17 protein-coding genes are annotated in these 16,722 nt (G+C 35.0%); all 17 read right to left on the bottom strand.

The genetic code is table 11. The features are described 5' to 3' along the window. Positions 1 to 3: 3 nt before the first annotated feature. Positions 4 to 807 (bottom strand): ABC transporter permease, encoded by an 804-nt coding sequence (locus tag ACQKNR_RS12230; protein WP_427318116.1) that lies wholly within the window; start codon positions 805 to 807, stop codon positions 4 to 6. 1 nt (position 808) lies between these two features. Then, a complete protein-coding gene (locus ACQKNR_RS12225; RefSeq protein WP_427318114.1) occupies positions 809 to 2,008 on the bottom strand; it encodes a CDP-glycerol glycerophosphotransferase family protein in 1,200 nt (399 codons plus the stop codon). Between the two features lie 163 nt (positions 2,009 to 2,171). After that, positions 2,172 to 3,341, bottom strand: coding sequence for a CDP-glycerol glycerophosphotransferase family protein (locus ACQKNR_RS12220; RefSeq protein ID WP_427318112.1), 1,170 nt, complete (start codon positions 3,339 to 3,341; stop codon positions 2,172 to 2,174). Between the two features lie 3 nt (positions 3,342 to 3,344). After that, positions 3,345 to 3,740, bottom strand: coding sequence for a glycerol-3-phosphate cytidylyltransferase (tagD, locus tag ACQKNR_RS12215; RefSeq protein WP_427318110.1), 396 nt, complete (start codon positions 3,738 to 3,740; stop codon positions 3,345 to 3,347). A 305-nt stretch (positions 3,741 to 4,045) separates the two neighbouring features. Continuing rightward, positions 4,046 to 5,047, bottom strand: a complete 1,002-nt coding sequence (locus ACQKNR_RS12210; RefSeq protein WP_427318109.1) for a rod shape-determining protein — start codon at positions 5,045 to 5,047, stop codon at positions 4,046 to 4,048. A gap of 161 nt (positions 5,048 to 5,208) precedes the next feature. Further along, positions 5,209 to 5,481, bottom strand: coding sequence for a sporulation transcriptional regulator SpoIIID (spoIIID, locus tag ACQKNR_RS12205; protein WP_000544012.1), 273 nt, complete (start codon positions 5,479 to 5,481; stop codon positions 5,209 to 5,211). 377 nt (positions 5,482 to 5,858) lie between these two features. Then, entirely contained in the window at positions 5,859 to 6,707 is an 849-nt protein-coding gene (locus tag ACQKNR_RS12200) for a polysaccharide deacetylase family protein (protein ID WP_427318107.1), read from the bottom strand. Between the two features lie 159 nt (positions 6,708 to 6,866). Further along, the gene (locus ACQKNR_RS12195) at positions 6,867 to 7,001 is read right to left on the bottom strand and encodes an ABC transporter ATP-binding protein (protein ID WP_427318105.1); all 135 of its coding nucleotides are present in this window, start codon (positions 6,999 to 7,001) and stop codon (positions 6,867 to 6,869) included. Between the two features lie 141 nt (positions 7,002 to 7,142). Beyond that, on the bottom strand, positions 7,143 to 8,039 hold the full coding sequence (locus ACQKNR_RS12190) for a peptidoglycan DD-metalloendopeptidase family protein (protein ID WP_427318103.1): 897 nt from the start codon (positions 8,037 to 8,039) through the stop codon (positions 7,143 to 7,145). 161 nt (positions 8,040 to 8,200) lie between these two features. Next, positions 8,201 to 8,908: an ABC transporter permease gene (locus ACQKNR_RS12185; RefSeq protein WP_427318101.1), complete on the bottom strand. Its 708-nt coding sequence runs from the start codon at positions 8,906 to 8,908 to the stop codon at positions 8,201 to 8,203. Further along, positions 8,908 to 9,750 (bottom strand): ATP-binding cassette domain-containing protein, encoded by an 843-nt coding sequence (locus tag ACQKNR_RS12180; protein WP_427318099.1) that lies wholly within the window; start codon positions 9,748 to 9,750, stop codon positions 8,908 to 8,910. The genes ACQKNR_RS12185 and ACQKNR_RS12180 overlap by 1 nt, the downstream gene beginning before the upstream one ends. 182 nt (positions 9,751 to 9,932) lie before the next feature. Beyond that, a complete protein-coding gene (locus ACQKNR_RS12175) occupies positions 9,933 to 10,940 on the bottom strand; it encodes a LytTR family transcriptional regulator DNA-binding domain-containing protein (protein ID WP_427318097.1) in 1,008 nt (335 codons plus the stop codon). Positions 10,941 to 11,065: 125 nt separating this feature from the next. Further along, on the bottom strand, positions 11,066 to 12,682 hold the full coding sequence (locus ACQKNR_RS12170) for a long-chain fatty acid--CoA ligase (RefSeq protein WP_427318095.1): 1,617 nt from the start codon (positions 12,680 to 12,682) through the stop codon (positions 11,066 to 11,068). Between the two features lie 135 nt (positions 12,683 to 12,817). After that, positions 12,818 to 13,837: a stage II sporulation protein D gene (gene spoIID / locus ACQKNR_RS12165; RefSeq protein WP_427318093.1), complete on the bottom strand. Its 1,020-nt coding sequence runs from the start codon at positions 13,835 to 13,837 to the stop codon at positions 12,818 to 12,820. Between the two features lie 413 nt (positions 13,838 to 14,250). Continuing rightward, positions 14,251 to 15,555 carry a UDP-N-acetylglucosamine 1-carboxyvinyltransferase gene (gene murA / locus ACQKNR_RS12160; RefSeq protein ID WP_000411264.1) on the bottom strand — a complete coding sequence of 435 codons (1,305 nt, stop codon included), beginning with the start codon at positions 15,553 to 15,555 and terminating at the stop codon, positions 14,251 to 14,253. Positions 15,556 to 15,594: 39 nt separating this feature from the next. Then, positions 15,595 to 16,299, bottom strand: coding sequence for a YwmB family TATA-box binding protein (locus tag ACQKNR_RS12155; protein ID WP_427318091.1), 705 nt, complete (start codon positions 16,297 to 16,299; stop codon positions 15,595 to 15,597). Between the two features lie 51 nt (positions 16,300 to 16,350). Continuing rightward, positions 16,351 to 16,587 carry a DUF1146 family protein gene (locus ACQKNR_RS12150; RefSeq protein WP_193412717.1) on the bottom strand — a complete coding sequence of 79 codons (237 nt, stop codon included), beginning with the start codon at positions 16,585 to 16,587 and terminating at the stop codon, positions 16,351 to 16,353. Between the last annotated feature and the right edge of the window lie 135 nt (positions 16,588 to 16,722).

Here is a 16,722-nt window from a genome sequence, read left to right as displayed (position 1 = left end):
TCGTTATAGGTAGTCTACAAAATGTTTTCTAAATTTTACATGTATTGCTGTACCCATCAGTAGCATGACAAATACAATGCCCCAGAAATAAAGGCCATACTTTATATCTTCATAAAACCATCCTGTCCCTAAAAGAGCCTTTCGATAGCCTTCAACAATGTAGCATAATGGATTAAGTTGCATAATTTTTTGTAAGGCAAGCGGTAACTTCTCAGGAGTCCATAAAATAGGAGTTAGATAGAGTAGCATCCGCATTAAAGATTGTACGACCAATTGTACGTCACGTACAATCGTAGATAAAGTAGAAGTTATTAAGGAAAATGAAAAAACGAGCATAACTGTCGCAAACATATAATAGATCAATTGGATATAATGAATTGAAATCCCTTGTCCCCCTATCAAAAAGATAAAAGTAACAATGCCTACTAATATTAGATGTTGATAAAAGTTAGATATAATTACATAACTAGGAATAACACTCATCGGAAAACTCATCTTTGAAATCATATTTAATCTTGTATAAATAGATTTAGAAGCTTGTAAGGTTGCAGGGTTAATGAAGAACCATACCGATATGCCAGAAATTAGCCAATATACAAACGGTACACCATTAACACCTGAACCACCTCTTATTGCAATTCCAAAAACAAACCAATAAATACCCATTTGAATTAAAGGATTTAACATTTCCCAAACAATCCCTAGATAATTATCTTTATTTGAACTTTTAACCTGATAAATAGATAGACGTTTAATTAGATAAAGACTATTTATCTGTTCTTTTAATACCATAATCATTGCATTCATCTTATTGTGCCTCTCCAAAAAACACTTTCTCTACCACGCGTTTAGATGCCAAACCATCTTCCAAATAACAGTAGTTGTCATAGAAAGTATCGTATTTTTTTTCAAATTCTCCTAATCCATTCCTTCCAAATTTCATAATTTCTTCTAGTACACTCTCCGTTGTTGAAACCACTGGTCCAGGAGCTTCTTTTTCTAAATCAAAATAAAAACCTCTTATCTTATCACGATATAAATCGATGTCATACGTATAAAAAATAACAGGTCTTTTTAAGTTTGCGTAATCAAAAAAGACAGAAGAATAATCTGTTATTAAAATATCTGTCAATATGTATAATTCATTAATATCAACATGATGAGAAAAATCATAAACAAACCCTGCATGTTCCTCCAAATCGAACTGTTCTGCTACTAGATAATGCATTCTTAATAAAATAATATAATCGGAACTCAAATTTTGTTTTAAAAGTCTTAAATCCAATTGCAAGTCTAATTTATAGCGCCCTTTAGTATAAAACTGGTCATCTCTCCATGTTGGAGCATATAAAATTACTTTTTTATCCATAGGTAAGCTATTCTTTTTCTTTAACTCTTCAACTTTCTTACCATTGTTATTTACATATAAAAAATCATTTCGAGGATATCCAGTCTCAACTACATGTTTTTCAAATTGAAATGCTCTTTGAAAAATCTTTGTTGAGTATGCATTAGGGGACAGCAAATAATCCCAATTTTGCACTTCTCTTTGAAAATTCTTCTTATACTTTTCTGTAGTTGTCCCTGGCATATAAACTTCTTTCATATCCATCGCTAATTTCTTTAGCGGTGTACCATGCCAAGTTTGTACATAAATGGTATGCCTCGGTTTTGGAAGCCATAGTGGCATCCGACTATTTGTAACCCAATATTGCGCACGTGCCATTAAAACAAACCAACGAAGTGAAAAACGTTTAATATATGGAATGTTTGCTTCTTCAAAATGTGCGGTATAACTTTTATTCACACTCCAAACCATATAAAGCCCTAAATTTTGTTGTTTCATATGCTCATATATAGCGCGTGGATTACAACTATACTGTTTGCCAGAAAAACTTTCGAAAACAACCAAATTTTCCCGAACAGGTAAGTAGCTACAAACGACAAATATCATTTTACAAACTCTTTTTACCAATCGATTTGTTTTCATTCTTTTGATTACATTCATATTATTCATACACCTTCTAACTACATTTAGCCATCTTGTAAAATTACCGGATTATCAATTTATCTTTTCATATTCAATGCCGGACATCTTAAATAATATAAACCAAAACCCTTACATAAATAAAAAACTAAGTAATTTCTATGAATTTCACTTAGCTTAAAAATCACTCCCAGTTATCAAATAAGTAACTCACTAAATTCCTACTGGAATTCCCATTTGAATACTGACTCCATTGCGCATTAAATTGTTCCAGCTTTCTAGAATCAAACGAATGATTTTTTATCTTTTCAATGATTTCAGCCGTGCTATAGACAACTGGACCTGGAACATTTGATATAAAATCTCCAATAAGCCCTCTTTTTTTCGCATATTTCTTTAAATCATATGTAAAAAATATCATTGGTTTATTTAGTAGACAGAATTCAAAAGGCACAGAAGAATAATCCGTTATTAATATATCTGTTACCAAAAATAAATCATTTATATTGGGATATAGAGAGTAATCATACAAGAAATCCTCATACTTCTCCCTGTATTCCAATTTATTTCTAATAGCAGGGTGTAGTTTAATAATAAGAATATATTCATCCCTTAAGGCTTCATACATTGCATCAATATTTAAATGCAAGCCAAAATCCTCGAGCTCTTTATCTCTAAAAGTAGGTGCATATAAAATTACTTTTTTTCTAGATAAATTAGGAATACTATATATGAAATTATTAATAATATGTTTTTGGTCACCCTTATTAAAAAATACATCTGTACGCGGAATCCCTGTTTTCAGTATATTTTCTTCGTTCATTCCAAATGCCTGGATATAAATCTCCGCTAAGGCATCTGATCCTACGACAATTTTATGAAAATTCTTATACACCCTTAGAAACCTTTTTTGAGCATATTTACTCCTCTTTTTAAAAGCCGGTGCCAACAAACCAAACTTTTTAAGCGCTCCCGCTGCATGCCAAATTTGAATACATTGAACCTTTTTTTTGAAACGAATCGTGGATAGTGATCCAAAATAATTATCAACAATAACATACCGAGATGTCGCTAAATGATATATGGCTTGTATCATTTGTACAATATTTTTTGTTTCAAACGCAACTACTTTTAAATCCGGATAATTTTTCAATTCATACTTACAAGTCGATTTATATAAAAATACAAATTCACAATCAATATTTCGCTCTTTCATTTCTTCATAAATACAAATAAGGTTTTCACCATATGACATAATAAAGGTAACTTTATTTTTAAGTGGTGCTATATTTACTATGCTAAAAAGTATTTTGAATACAGCCAGATATATTGTTACACTAATTTCTCTTAGCATATATTACCTAGCAATTAACGCTAATTCTTGTTTAATTTTGCTTGTAGAAATTCCTATTGTTCTTGGTAAGTAAACAATTTCACAGTAGCTTTCTAAAAAATCAAACTTACCTTTCCAATCATCGCCCATAACAAATACATCAACATTGTGCTCTTGAATATCTACCACTTTTTGTTCCCAATCATACTCTGGAATTACTTCATCTACATAACGAACTGCTTCAAGAATCATTTTACGATTTTCATAACTGTGATGAGACTTTTTATTTTTCAATTTATTAAACTCATCGGAAGAAACCGCCACAATTAAATAATCCCCTAAGTCCTTTGCCCTCTTCAATAAATTAATATGCCCCCAGTGTAATAAATCAAAAGTTCCATATGTAATTACTTTTTTCATATTTAGTTGCCCCCCAAAATCAATAAATAACTTGCTTTTGATAGGGCTCCTCGCATCATTATCAAAATAATAAAAGCCCTTTTAAATCCGTATTAAATTTACAAATAAATTACACTAAGTTCACACGGATTTCACATTAGCGATTATAACATAATTTCCATTAATCAACTATTACAATTAATGTGCAATTTATGTAACACCGCCCCTACGAAAACGTTTTCAATGCCGGTTTATATAGCTTCACTCAATTTATTTAACCATACAAAAAAAAAACCAGAAATTGTATACTTCTGGTTTTTTAGGATTTATTTCAATGCACGACGTGGTAATTTATCAATATTCTCTAACATAATACCTGTACCAACCGCAACACAGTGCATTGGGTTTTCAGCAATTAATACTGGTACTTTTAGTTCTTCTGCTAGAAGCATGTCGATACCGTGTAGTAAAGCTCCACCGCCTGTTAGAATAACACCACGGTCGATAATGTCCGCAGATAATTCTGGTGGCGTGCGCTCTAGTACGCCTTTTGCAGCTTGTACAATGATAGCTGCATTTTCTTTTAATGCTTCTGTAATTTCTTCAGAGCATACTGTAATTGTACGTGGTAAACCTGTTACCATGTCACGTCCACGAATTTCAAGCTCTTCGCTACGTGCACCTGGGAATACTGTACCAACTTTAATTTTAATATCTTCTGAAGTACGTTCTCCGATTAATAGCTTATACTTGCGTTTAATATAGTTTAAGATCTCCATATCAAACTTATCGCCCGCCATTTTGATAGAGGAAGAGGTAACAATATCACCCATAGATAGTACAGCGATATCTGTTGTACCTCCACCAATATCAACAACCATGTTACCGCTTGGTTGGAAGATATCCATACCCGCACCAACAGCGGCCACTTTTGGTTCTTCTTCTAAAAATACTGTTTTACCACCTGAACGTTCAGCAGCTTCACGAATTGCTTTTTGTTCTACTGATGTGATATTAGTTGGACAGCAAATTAAAATGCGAGGTTTTGAAAAGAAGCTCTTTACGTCCAATTTGTTAATGAAATACTTTAACATTGCTTCTGTAATGTCGAAATCTGCGATTACGCCATCTTTAAGTGGACGAATCGCTACAATATTACCAGGCGTACGTCCCACCATACTTCTTGCTTCTTCACCTACTGCTAGTACTTTACCTGTATTACGATCAATTGCCACAACAGATGGTTCATTTAATACAATACCCTTACCTTTAACATGAATTAATACGTTAGCCGTACCTAGGTCAATTCCGATATCTCGCGCAAACATTCCCGTTTTTTCCTCCTCGATATTTAAAATCAGGTTACACCCGAATTCTTTTACACCTAATTTCTGATTTTATCATAAATTTAACAGAAACGTAATATTCGCAAAAAGAATTCTTCTGAAAAATATTACCGAATGTTCACGGAATGTTTGCTATTGTATATTTATTGGCGTACAGGCTTTTCTACATCTTCTTTTCTATACTTTTGCTTTGTTGCTTCTCCCCCTCTTAAATGACGAATAGACTTATGATAATCAAGAATTTCTTTTACTTCATTTGCGAGCTCTGGATTAATTTCTGGTAGACGTTCTGTTAAATCTTTATGGACTGTACTCTTTGATACCCCAAATTCCTTTGCAATGACACGCACTGTCTTTCTTGTCTCCACGATATACTTACCAATTTTGATAGTTCTCTCTTTGATGTAATCGTGCACACCACTCGCCTCCCTAAATTGGATGTGAGAAGTGTGAAATGAGCCTCGCTGCATACGACTAAGAAGTAAGTGTGAGTGCTGTTTGTAAGCGTTAAACATTCTTGGATTTATAATGAAATGATTCACGATTTCTCACCTCAAACACTCTCTTTGCTTTGGTTTATACCATTGTATTGCCCGCACTACTGATATATGCTACCTGTTTGGTATTTTCACATAAGAAGTTTAAGAAACTTAAACTTCTTATGTGAAAAATCGAGGACATTTCATATTTCTAAGATTTTCATCATTATAAAACAAAAAACATATTAGAATTCAAAAGAACTCAAATATGTTTTCCGGCTGTGAACTATGTAATTTTAACAATTAACTAAATTTCACTTCTTATTAACGTTGTATTTCCCAGAAACGATTTCAGAGAATTGATTCATTGTAGTATCTGTAGAAATAGACCAACGCTTGATTTCTAATGGATTTTGTTCTGATGTCGCATAACCTTGTAAGCTAGTAAATGCTAAAGACATATTCAGTTCTTTTAGCACTTCAATAGTTTCTCTATTGTATTTCCCTAATGGGTATGACATAAATTTTGTTTTTAAAATTTGTTGACTCTTTGCTACATCCTTTTTAACTTCGTCTTTTGATTTACTTATTAAAGCCACCGAACCGTCAGCACTATCACGAAGATTATGGGTATGACTCCCAAATTCAAAGACATCTTTCATTTTATCCATCTCTACTTCACTTAATGGCTGAACTTTTTGAACATCCAAGTTCTGTTCTTTAGCTACAATTTTAGAAGTAACTGCAAATGAAACTGCATGCATCTTATATTTTTTTAAAATAGGATATGCATATAAATAATTTGACTTTGAAGAATTATCAAACGAGATCAACACACTTTTTTTAGGTAATTTCTTTTTGTCTTTTATAAATTCATTAAATTCCTTTAATGTAAGAGTACGATACTGATTATCAGCTAAATATTTCATTTGTTTTTCAAATTCTTCAACAGATAAAACTGTGTTTCGATTTTTCAACTCAGCACTTACCTTTTTGTCCTTATCTTTTGCTAAATAATAATAAGTCAAAACTGGAATTTTTTGTTCTTTACTATCTTTACTAACCTTATTAAAAATAATAAACCCAATCGTACCAATTAATACAATTGCTATAACGATGAAAATAAAAACTTTGTTAAAACCTTTGCTCTCTCTAGCTTTCATTAAACTTCCCCCTCAACCACAACAAAAAATACAGTATATTAGATCCCTACTGTATTCTAATATCGTTTTTATGTAAAAAAATCACAACTAGTATTATACGGCTTAGTTCTAAAAATTCCAATAGGTGCACGAAAAGAAAAGACACTCCTTTTTGGAGTGTCACTCTTCTCGATCATATTCTTCCTCTAACAATTGATGGCGGGGAACTTCTTTCTTACCGGCAATGTAATAATATAAAGTAAATAAAACAAACAATAAAATAATAGCAATCGACAGAACAAATAAAAATGACACAGTATCCCCTCCCTTTTGTAATATATATTCGAGAATCTCGTCATATTTCCTTGTTATTGCAATTTTTTTCTCGAAATTGGTTATTTTTATATAAAAATAAAAAAATCAGTTCCCCTAGTAAGAACTGATTTTTTCACTTTCTTATTCTTGTGAAGAAGAACCATTTGTTGATTTTTCTTCTTTCTTCGTTTCTTCTTGTTTGCCGTTCGTCTCTTTGTCACTAGTCGAACCGCTTGTTGATTTCTCTTCTTTTTGAGACTTATCTTCTGTTTTACTTTCTGGTTTCGTGCTTGTTGACTTCTCTTCTTTTTGAGATTTGTCATCAGCTTTTTTACCAGAAGCATTCGTTGCCTTTGCAGCACCTGCATCAGCTTTAATTTCTGCTACTGATTTATTTAAGTAACGCTCAGGGTTCACAGCCACATTATCTTTACGCACTTCAAAGTGAACGTGAGAACCTGCCTCTTTGTTCATTGCACTTAGGCCGGACTTTCCTAATACTTCACCTTGTGCAACTTTTGCACCTTTTTCTACTTTCACACTGCCTAAGCCTTGATAAGAAGCTGCTACACCATTTCCGCTATCAACTGTTACAACATAACCAAGAAGTGAATCTTTTTCCGCTTTCGTTACAACACCACTTAAAGCAGCTGTAACATCGAATTCTTTTCCATTTTTCGCAGCAATGTCGATTCCTTTATTCGGGGAATATGTGTTGTTATAAAAGACAAGTGCTTTTTCTTGTTCCGCCTCTGTTGCTGCATCTTCATAGAATTTCTTCTGTACGACTACTTCCGCATTAGCGGCAGTTGGCATTTTCACTACTTCTGAAGATTTCGTTACTGGTACTGCTGGATCTTCCGATTGTGTATATGGTGTTGCATCTTGGTTCGGAGTCTTCTTCGGATTAGCTCCTTGGAACCATAGCGCAACCATTAAGATTACCGCTGCACAAGCAATGTATAGTGCCGGAAACACCCATCTTCTTTGAAATAAATGTACTACTTTTTGCGACTTTTTATTATTCCTTCCTCGCATTCTATCATCACCTCAGCAATCATTTTGAACAATATTCACGCATCCTATACAACGTATAACTAATTACTTTTCGACAAAATATGTAAAAATATGTATAAGAAGTGCAAAATTTCCGAGGAAATGATAGAAAAAAGAAAAAACTGAGCGTTTTAGCTCAGTTTTTAGTCTAATTGTTTCTTTTTGTAAACAATAATGCAAAGAATGATAAGACATATAGCCCAAATTATATTGTTTAAAAGATGTTCTTGAATCGCAACAAATCCTTTTCCTTTTATAACTTTTTGCAATGCCTCCATAATATGACTTGTCGGAAGGAAACTAACTACTTTTATCACAAACTCATTCTTAACCATTTCCTGTAACATCGGCCCTAATGTGAATATTAGAAAAATCGGAAGTCCCAAAATAGATGTTTGCGCTATATTTTGTGATAGTAAGCCAACAATAGTACCTAATACGACACATAACAATGTACCTATTAAAAGAATAATAACTAGCATGCCAATATTCCCTTTAAAAGTATCTAAAATCACTAAACTAATAAAACTAGATGCTAATACAAAAAATACAGTTAGTACACTTTTTCCTAAAATAACTTCTAATGGCTTTGCTGGAGATAACATCAATACTCGTAAAGTGTGTTTTTCCTTCTCCTCTGCAATAATAATTGCTTGCACGTAACTCCCCACCATAGTAAGCGTCATTGCAATCGTAAAACCTGCAAAGAACTCTTTTAGAGAAGTCATATTACTATAAAGCACAGCAAGAAGAATAGGTAATAGCGCCATAATTACAACTTGTGAATTTTTACCTGCATCATACATTTCTTTTCTTACAATAGCTGAAAATCGTCTCATTGAAAATGTCATTATAATCCCCTCCCAGTAACTTCAATAAAGATATCGCCTAGCGTTGGTTCGTGTGAATGAATGGATAGTAATTCTCCTTTTTTCATCCATTCTGAAATACGTTTTGCACCTAATTCATCTTTTTTCACAATTTCTTTTTGCTTATCTTTTAGTACGACTTGTATTTGATCTTTCGCGTATTGCAAGCGAAGGTTTTCCGGCGTATCAAGTGCTACAATTTCTCCCCCGCAAAGGAAGGCAATGCGGTTACAAAGCGTTTCCGCTTCGTCCATATTGTGCGTCGTTAAGAAAATCGTCGTTCCTTCTTTATTTAAGTCTTTTAAGATTTTATGAATGTTTTGTACGTTTACTGGATCAAGTGCCGATGTTGGTTCGTCTAAGAAGAGGATATCTGGTTTATGAAGGATTGCTCTCGCTAATGTGACGCGCTGCTTCATTCCTTTTGATAATTTTTTCACTTGTGTTTTTTTATCATCTAATAAGTTCACTTGTGATAGCACTTCATCAATTCGTTCTTTTTTACAATCGTATAAATCACAAAATAATAATAAGTTATCATAAATGCTAAGTCTTTCGTATAAACCGCTATTGTCTGTTAAAATACCAATTCGTTTGTAATCGATGCTATTTGGTCCTGAAATGTCTTTCCCAAATACTCTTACCGTTCCAACGCTATGAAGCAATTGAGAAGTTAATATTTTTACTGTTGTCGTTTTACCGGATCCACTTGGTCCGAGAAATCCAAAAATCTCTCCTTGCTTCACCTCAATATTTACATTTCGAAGTGCTGTTTTCCCACTGAAACTTTTCATTACATCTTTCATTTCAATTGCCAATGTCATTTCGTCATCCCCTTTGTTTTTCTTTTTCTATAGATGAAAGCCGCTTTAGCGATTCTCGTTTATTTGTTTCGCTTTTCTTGACTCAATCATATGAAAAACAAAGGGGTTACGCAGTAAAATACCGGTAAAAGGAGTATTTTTACCGGTGAATGAATCGTATTTTGAGCTTATTGGAGCACTTTTTATAGTCCAATTACACCTTTCAATTCGTCCATTCGTCCTTTTGAAAGCGGAATCGAACTTTTTCTTTCATCATCCAGAATTAAACTAAAACTATTACGTGTCCATGTAATAACTTCTCGTACTCTTTGTAAATTTACAAGATACGAGCGATGACACCTGAAGAATCCGAATCCTGTTAATCTCACTTCTAGTTCACTTAATGTTAACGCACATACAAAATCACCCTCACGCACATGAATATGTGTTACTCCATTTTGCGTTTCAATAAAATGAATCTCCATCGGATCAAGTAAAATGATTTTATCGTTCACTTTCGCCGGTATTCTTTCTAATTTCATTTGCGGAATCATTTGAACGACTTTTTCTTCATCAACCTCTTCTACTTCTTCCTGCTCAATTTCTACCTTTTTTACACCATCGTTGTTTAATATATATACATCTTCTGTTAATGAAAGGGCGTCCGATAAGAAAGATGACGTAATAAAAATTGCCTTTCCTTGTTCTTTCATTTTCATAATCGCTTTTCGTATAATAATCGTACTTTCTATATCTACGTTTTGCTCTGGCTCTTCCAAAATAACTAAATCTGGATTATGAATCATCACTCGCCCGATATGAAGGCGACGTTTCTCTGAAAATGACAATTTTTCTATTTTCACATTTAACTTATCTAAGAGACCGACATACTGTACAACTTCTTCTATACTCATCTTTGATTCATAAAGTCCTAATAAAAATTTGAAGTATTCCTTCACTTTCAGACGGTCATATGCTTCATCTTTCAGAAAACAAAAACCGATACGGGCATAATTTTTCTTTCCAATCGCTTCGCCTTCAAATAGTACATTGCCAGTTGAAGCTTCTTCCTCACCGATAATGATGCGGTGCAACACTTTAGCTGTATGGTTATTACATTGCAAAACAACACATTGTCCTTTCTCAACCTGTAGCTCAATTGCTGGTAACTGGCTCGTCTTCCCTAATTGTTTCAACCCCAGTAGCGCCATTCCGTCTCCTCCAAATGATTTTTATCTTATTGTACCAAACAATTAATGGGAAATTATGATATTTCATACATTTTCATATCATGACAACAAAAAAGGCTATCCATATTAAAGGATAGCCTTCTTCTCTATTTCTGCTCTACCATATAAGTTTTTAACTGATCACGAAGTGCTCGTTTTAAAAACTTCCCTACAGATGTTTTCGGAATTTCATTTACGAATAAAATATCATCGGGCATCCACCATTTCGGGAATTCTGCTTCTAGTAAAGCATACAACTCTTCTCTTTCTACTGCTTGTCCCTCTTTTAATACAACGCAAGCAACGGGACGTTCTTGCCATTTTTCATGCGGTATTGCCACGACAGATGCCTCTAATACTTTATCATGTGACATTAAAGCATTTTCTAAATCTACAGAAGAAATCCATTCACCGCCGCTTTTAATTAAATCTTTCGTACGATCAGCAATTTTAATAAATCCTTCCGAATCAACTGTAACGATATCTCCCGTATGGAGCCATCCATCTTTCATTGATTCTTCTGTTCGCTCATCATTATAATAACTACCTGCGATCCACGGGCCTCTTAAACATAGTTCTCCCATTTCTTCGCCATCCCACCTAATTTCACCGTCTTGTCCAATCACTTTCATTTCTAACCCAGGGAATAAATATCCTTGGCGAGAGCGTAAGTTATAATACTCTTCTTTCGGTAAATCACGCTGATATGATTTTGGGCAATTAATTACAACAGCAGGACTTGTTTCTGTCATTCCATATATTTGTCTAAATGCAATTTCATATTTCTCTTCATACGTACGAATCATGCTCATCGGAGCAGCTGATCCACCTGACCAAATCGTTTTTATACTACTAATATCATATGGATGTTTTTCTAGTTCCTGCAACAAGCCAATCCAAATGGTTGGCACGCCAGCCGTAATTGTTACTTTCTCTCTTTCGATTAATCCTGCTAAAATCTCTGGTGTAAAATGTGGCCCTGGTAATACGAGTTTCGTACCAAACCACGTACTTGCAAACGGTAATCCCCATGCATTCACATGGAACATGGGAACAACAGGCATGCAAGTGTCTACTTCTGATATATTCCCACCATCTGCAAGTCCAAGTGTATAACTGTGGAGCGCAATACTACGGTGTGTGTATACTACACCTTTCGGTTTCCCTGTCGTAGCCGACGTATAGCACATACCTGCTGGTGCTTTTTCATCTAAATCTTTTATAAATGGAAATGTTTCATCGCCTTCTTCAAGTAATTGGTCGTAATGATATGCTGGTGATAATGTTGTGTGAGGGAGTTTATGATCGTCTGTCATAATAATAAAGGCTTTTATATGCGGGATTTCGTGTTGAATACTCTCTAATACAGGTACCATATCTTCATCGACAAGGATGACCTTATCTTCTGCATGGTTAATAATATATGAAATGTGATCAGCGGAAAGTCTTAAATTAATCGTATGTAGTACTGCACCGATTCCCGGAATCGCAAAGTATGCTTCCAAATGCCTATGATGGTTCCAAGCAATTGTACCTACTTTATCCCCTTGTTCGATTCCCATTCTCTTTAATACGCTAGCAAGCTTTCTCGTCCGCTTTGCAATTTCTCCGTATGTTAATGTATGAATACGAGATGCAGTCCGTGAAACAACTTCCTTTTTGGAAAAATATTTCTCTGCTCGTTCTATCATTGCTGGAATGAGAAGCGGTACATCCATCATCATTTTCCATTACCCCCTGTTATTATGTTTTATATATTCACATAACTGTATTATAACACAAGGTAAACAGCGTACCTTTTCATTTATTTCTACAAATAATGACAAAAAGAGCTAATTTAAATTAGCTCTTTTTACAATCTACTTCTTCACCATTAATTTTCCTTCATAATCGTTCATCGTTTTAATTTCGATTCCTTTATAGTAATGAGCAACAATATCTGTATACTTCTTACCTTCTTTCGCCATACCATTTGCTCCGTATTGACTCATACCGACGCCGTGACCAAAGCCTTTCGTAGTGACGACAATGTTATTTCCTTGTTGTTTCCACGTAAAGTCAGAAGAACGTAAATCTAATTTTTCACGCACTTCTTTTCCTGTTAATGTTTTTCCTTGAAACTCTACATCTTTTACTCGTTTTCCTTCTGTAAGGTCTTTAATGTTTCCAACTTTCCCGTCTGCTAGTACCTTCACACCGAGACGTTTTTGAAAGTCAGTTACTGTGAATGTTTGCTCGCTCGTAAATTTTGGAGAAGCTTGATCCCACGGACTATCCACACTCTTTAAGTACGGATAATCATTTCCCCAATAATCAGCTGCATTTTCTGTTCGTCCGTTACTCGTTGAGAAGAAAGACGCTGAAATTGGTTTTCCCTCATATGTTAAAACTTGTCCTGCTGTTTTGGAAACGGCTTCCTCGATTTTCTTTAAATTGTTTTCGTAGTTATTACCCCATTGTTTTTTCAATTCTTCTTTGCTTTTGTACACTTGATCTTTCACCGTATCTACCACGTCCGCGTTGTTTTTCTTTTCTCCGCTTAGCATACGCTGTACTACAAATGTTCTCGCTGCTAATGCCTGCGCCTTTAGCGCCTCTATTTCAAAACTGGCATTCATCTCAGAAGCTACTACACCTGTCACATACTCCTCCACCGGTAATGTTTCTACCTTCTTCTGCTTCTCGCGATATACAGCCACTTGAACAGCTGTATCTACTTTTCCTGGAGCGGGTATACTTTCTGCGACTGGAGGAGTTTTAGAAGCTACTTCTTCCCCTACTTTTGCTTTCGCAAACGGGATAACAAGAGCAGCAGGTACAATGATAACGAGCGCTATTAAGAGCGCTACTGTAATGAAAAGTGGCTTTGAAACTTTCATCCTATTCCCCCAATATAAAGTTGGCTTCCTTTCATTCTTATGGAACTACCGAATCTTTTAGAACATACTTGGGGGTATTGATATAAAGTGAAACTTTAATCAGTGGGGATTTTGTTCATCTCCCACTGATTATTAGCCCACACCAATCGGGCTTTTACGGGCAGTTAATTTCCCACCTAACTCCCTCGCATTCGCCGAATTTTGAGGTGGGAGTCTTACTGCCCGCAAATAGCGGGATAAAGCAGAAGTGTAATGCATAGTGATTTCGTTCATCATCAATCGAAATGTTACGGAATAAAACGAAAATTTTCTAAATATTTTCACTGGTACGTGCATAAGTATAGAATTTCTTGACTATAACAGTAATAGAAAAAAAATAGCCCCTATGTCAAAAGACATAGAGACTATTTCAATTAAGCGTGAAGATCAGAAACTTCTTGTTCTTTCACTTCTTCTACTTTTTCGTTTACACGTTCAATAGTTGCACCTAATGCAGCTAATTTCTTATGGAAATCTACATAACCACGGTCAAGATGCTTTAATTCAGTTACACGAGTGTAACCTTCTGATACTAAACCAGCTAAGATTAATGCTGCCGCTGCACGTAAATCAGTTGCACCTACTTCAGCACCTTGTAAGCTGTTTGGACCGTTCATAATAACAGAACGACCTTCAATTTTAATATCAGCATTCATACGACGGAATTCTTCAACGTGCATAAAGCGGTTTTCGAATACCGTTTCTGTAATCATACTTGTTCCGTCAGCTTGTAGTAATAATGCCATCATTTGTGATTGCATGTCTGTTGGGAAACCTGGGTGAGGCATAGTTTTAATATCAACCGCTTTTAACTTATCTGGGCCAATAACACGTACACCTTCATTTTCCTCAATGATTTTAACACCCATTTCTTCCATCTTCGCTGTAATTGAGCGTAAATGTTCAGGCACAGCATTTTCAATTAAGATGTCTCCACCAGTAATTGCCGCTGCAACCATGAATGTTCCCGCTTCAATACGGTCAGGAATAATAGAGTGGTTTGCACCATATAATTTATCAACGCCTTCGATACGAATCGTTCCAGTTCCAGCTCCGCGTACTTTCGCTCCCATCGCATTTAAGAAGTTCGCTAAGTCAACGATTTCTGGTTCTTTCGCTGCGTTTTCAAGGATTGTTGTCCCTTTTGCTAATGTAGCTGCAGACATAATGTTTTCTGTCGCGCCCACGCTTGGGAAGTCTAAATAAATTTTAGCTCCTTTTAGTTCTCCCTCAACGTATGCTTCAACAAAACCATTACCAACCTGTACTTTTGCTCCCATTGCTTCAAAGCCTTTTAAATGTTGGTCAATTGGACGTGAACCAATTGCACATCCACCAGGAAGTGCAATACGAGCACGACCGTTACGTGCTAATAATGGCCCCATTACTTGAACAGACGCACGCATTTTACGTACATATTCAAATGGTGCTTCAATGTTTAGTTCTTTAGAAGCATCGATTGTTACTTGGTTATTTTCAAATACGACTTCAGCATTTAAATGACGTAATACCTCGTTAATTGTGTATACATCAGACAATACTGGTACTTCAGATAGTACATTCTTTCCATCACTCGCTAATAGGGCTGCAGCGATTATAGGTAATACAGCATTTTTTGCGCCCTCAACACGCACTGTGCCGTTCAACCGCTTTCCGCCACGGACGATGATCTTTTCCAAATTATTCCCCTCCGTGTCCTTTTTTCAGTATCTATTCACTCAATACTCAGAAGTTATGATCGGTGTGCCAACCACAATTGTATCTTTGTTGTCTGTAGAACGTATTGCTATTTGCACATTTATTTTCTCTCTATTTGTTGAAAGAGCGTCATCCCACTTTTTATTGTATGCGGAGACTGACACAAATGCTCTTTCTTCTACTTGTTCGATCGCTCTTGCTGAAAGATCTTTCAAAACCTGATTGGTTTTATTTTGCAAAACACCTTCAATCTTATCATTCAGTACACCTTGAACACAAGTGTAAATTATAGGTTTTTCGCTAAAAATTTTATTCATTTTCTGAACGTACTTCGGGTCCCATTTTGCCCCGCTCACTTCAAATATAATGAAAGTGTTTTCTTTAGTATTTTCCTTACTCCAAGTTACTACTACTCGTTCTTCATACGAAGAAAATTTTTTATAGGATGTAGCTTTATATCCATCTGGAGATTGTTCTAATTCCCACTTTTGGACATTTGCCTTGTCCTTCACATCGTTTAACAACTTTTGAAACGTATGTATATTAGAAATCGTTTTTGTCTCTCGTGCTAACCATGACCATTTTTCCACTTTAGCATTATTTTTCTCTAAAGCTGCAATCATGCTCTCCATTTTCTGTTCATCGCTTATCGGTTTCATCTCTCTATATCCAACCAAAAATAAAGCAACACTTACGACAACAATAAGAATGGCTTTAAGCTTCAATTTCATCCCCTCCTATCCCCATTGTTAACGGAGATATAAGGTTCTATACACTTACTTTACTAAATACGTTAAACTCTTTGAATAGCCTAAATAATCAAGGAAAAAGTTACTTACAGATGTCCCAATTGCAATGGTAATTAGGATGAGTAATACTCGTGTCTGCATCACTTTCCCAGGCTTCATTAAACGCTCAATGTGAATGCCTTGTAAGGCCCACCACGTAATGGTAATAAACAATAGATGCGAAACAATAGCAATCAGTGCTTGTTGCCCTAAAAGTTGTGCCAAAAAATCGACCCCTCTTTACTTGGCTACTACTTGCAAAACATATAAAAACGATACCATACTAAGTAGGAGCCACACTTTTTCAAACGCAAATAAGCATCTTACATTTCATATCGAAAATTCCTCTCAAAAAACGTA

Origin of the sequence: Bacillus sp. NPDC094077, assembly GCF_050279465.1 — a bacterium.
GTDB lineage: Bacteria > Bacillota > Bacilli > Bacillales > Bacillaceae_G > Bacillus_A.
Note: the sequence above shows the minus strand (reverse complement) of the source record. Positions and strands in the feature narration are given on the sequence as shown.

Coding starts and splice junctions, on each gene's coding strand:
- ACQKNR_RS12230 (WP_427318116.1), bottom strand. CDS start 807: ATGAATGCAATGATTATGGTATTAAAAGAACAGATAAATAGTCTTTAT.
- ACQKNR_RS12190 (WP_427318103.1), bottom strand. CDS start 8,039: ATGCGAGGAAGGAATAATAAAAAGTCGCAAAAAGTAGTACATTTATTT.
- ACQKNR_RS12185 (WP_427318101.1), bottom strand. CDS start 8,908: ATGACATTTTCAATGAGACGATTTTCAGCTATTGTAAGAAAAGAAATG.
- ACQKNR_RS12210 (WP_427318109.1), bottom strand. CDS start 5,047: ATGTTTGCGCGAGATATCGGAATTGACCTAGGTACGGCTAACGTATTA.
- ACQKNR_RS12225 (WP_427318114.1), bottom strand. CDS start 2,008: ATGAATGTAATCAAAAGAATGAAAACAAATCGATTGGTAAAAAGAGTT.
- ACQKNR_RS12170 (WP_427318095.1), bottom strand. CDS start 12,682: ATGATGATGGATGTACCGCTTCTCATTCCAGCAATGATAGAACGAGCA.
- tagD (WP_427318110.1), bottom strand. CDS start 3,740: ATGAAAAAAGTAATTACATATGGAACTTTTGATTTATTACACTGGGGG.
- ACQKNR_RS12180 (WP_427318099.1), bottom strand. CDS start 9,750: ATGACATTGGCAATTGAAATGAAAGATGTAATGAAAAGTTTCAGTGGG.
- ACQKNR_RS12200 (WP_427318107.1), bottom strand. CDS start 6,707: ATGAAAGCTAGAGAGAGCAAAGGTTTTAACAAAGTTTTTATTTTCATC.
- ACQKNR_RS12220 (WP_427318112.1), bottom strand. CDS start 3,341: ATGCTAAGAGAAATTAGTGTAACAATATATCTGGCTGTATTCAAAATA.
- ACQKNR_RS12175 (WP_427318097.1), bottom strand. CDS start 10,940: ATGGCGCTACTGGGGTTGAAACAATTAGGGAAGACGAGCCAGTTACCA.
- spoIID (WP_427318093.1), bottom strand. CDS start 13,837: ATGAAAGTTTCAAAGCCACTTTTCATTACAGTAGCGCTCTTAATAGCG.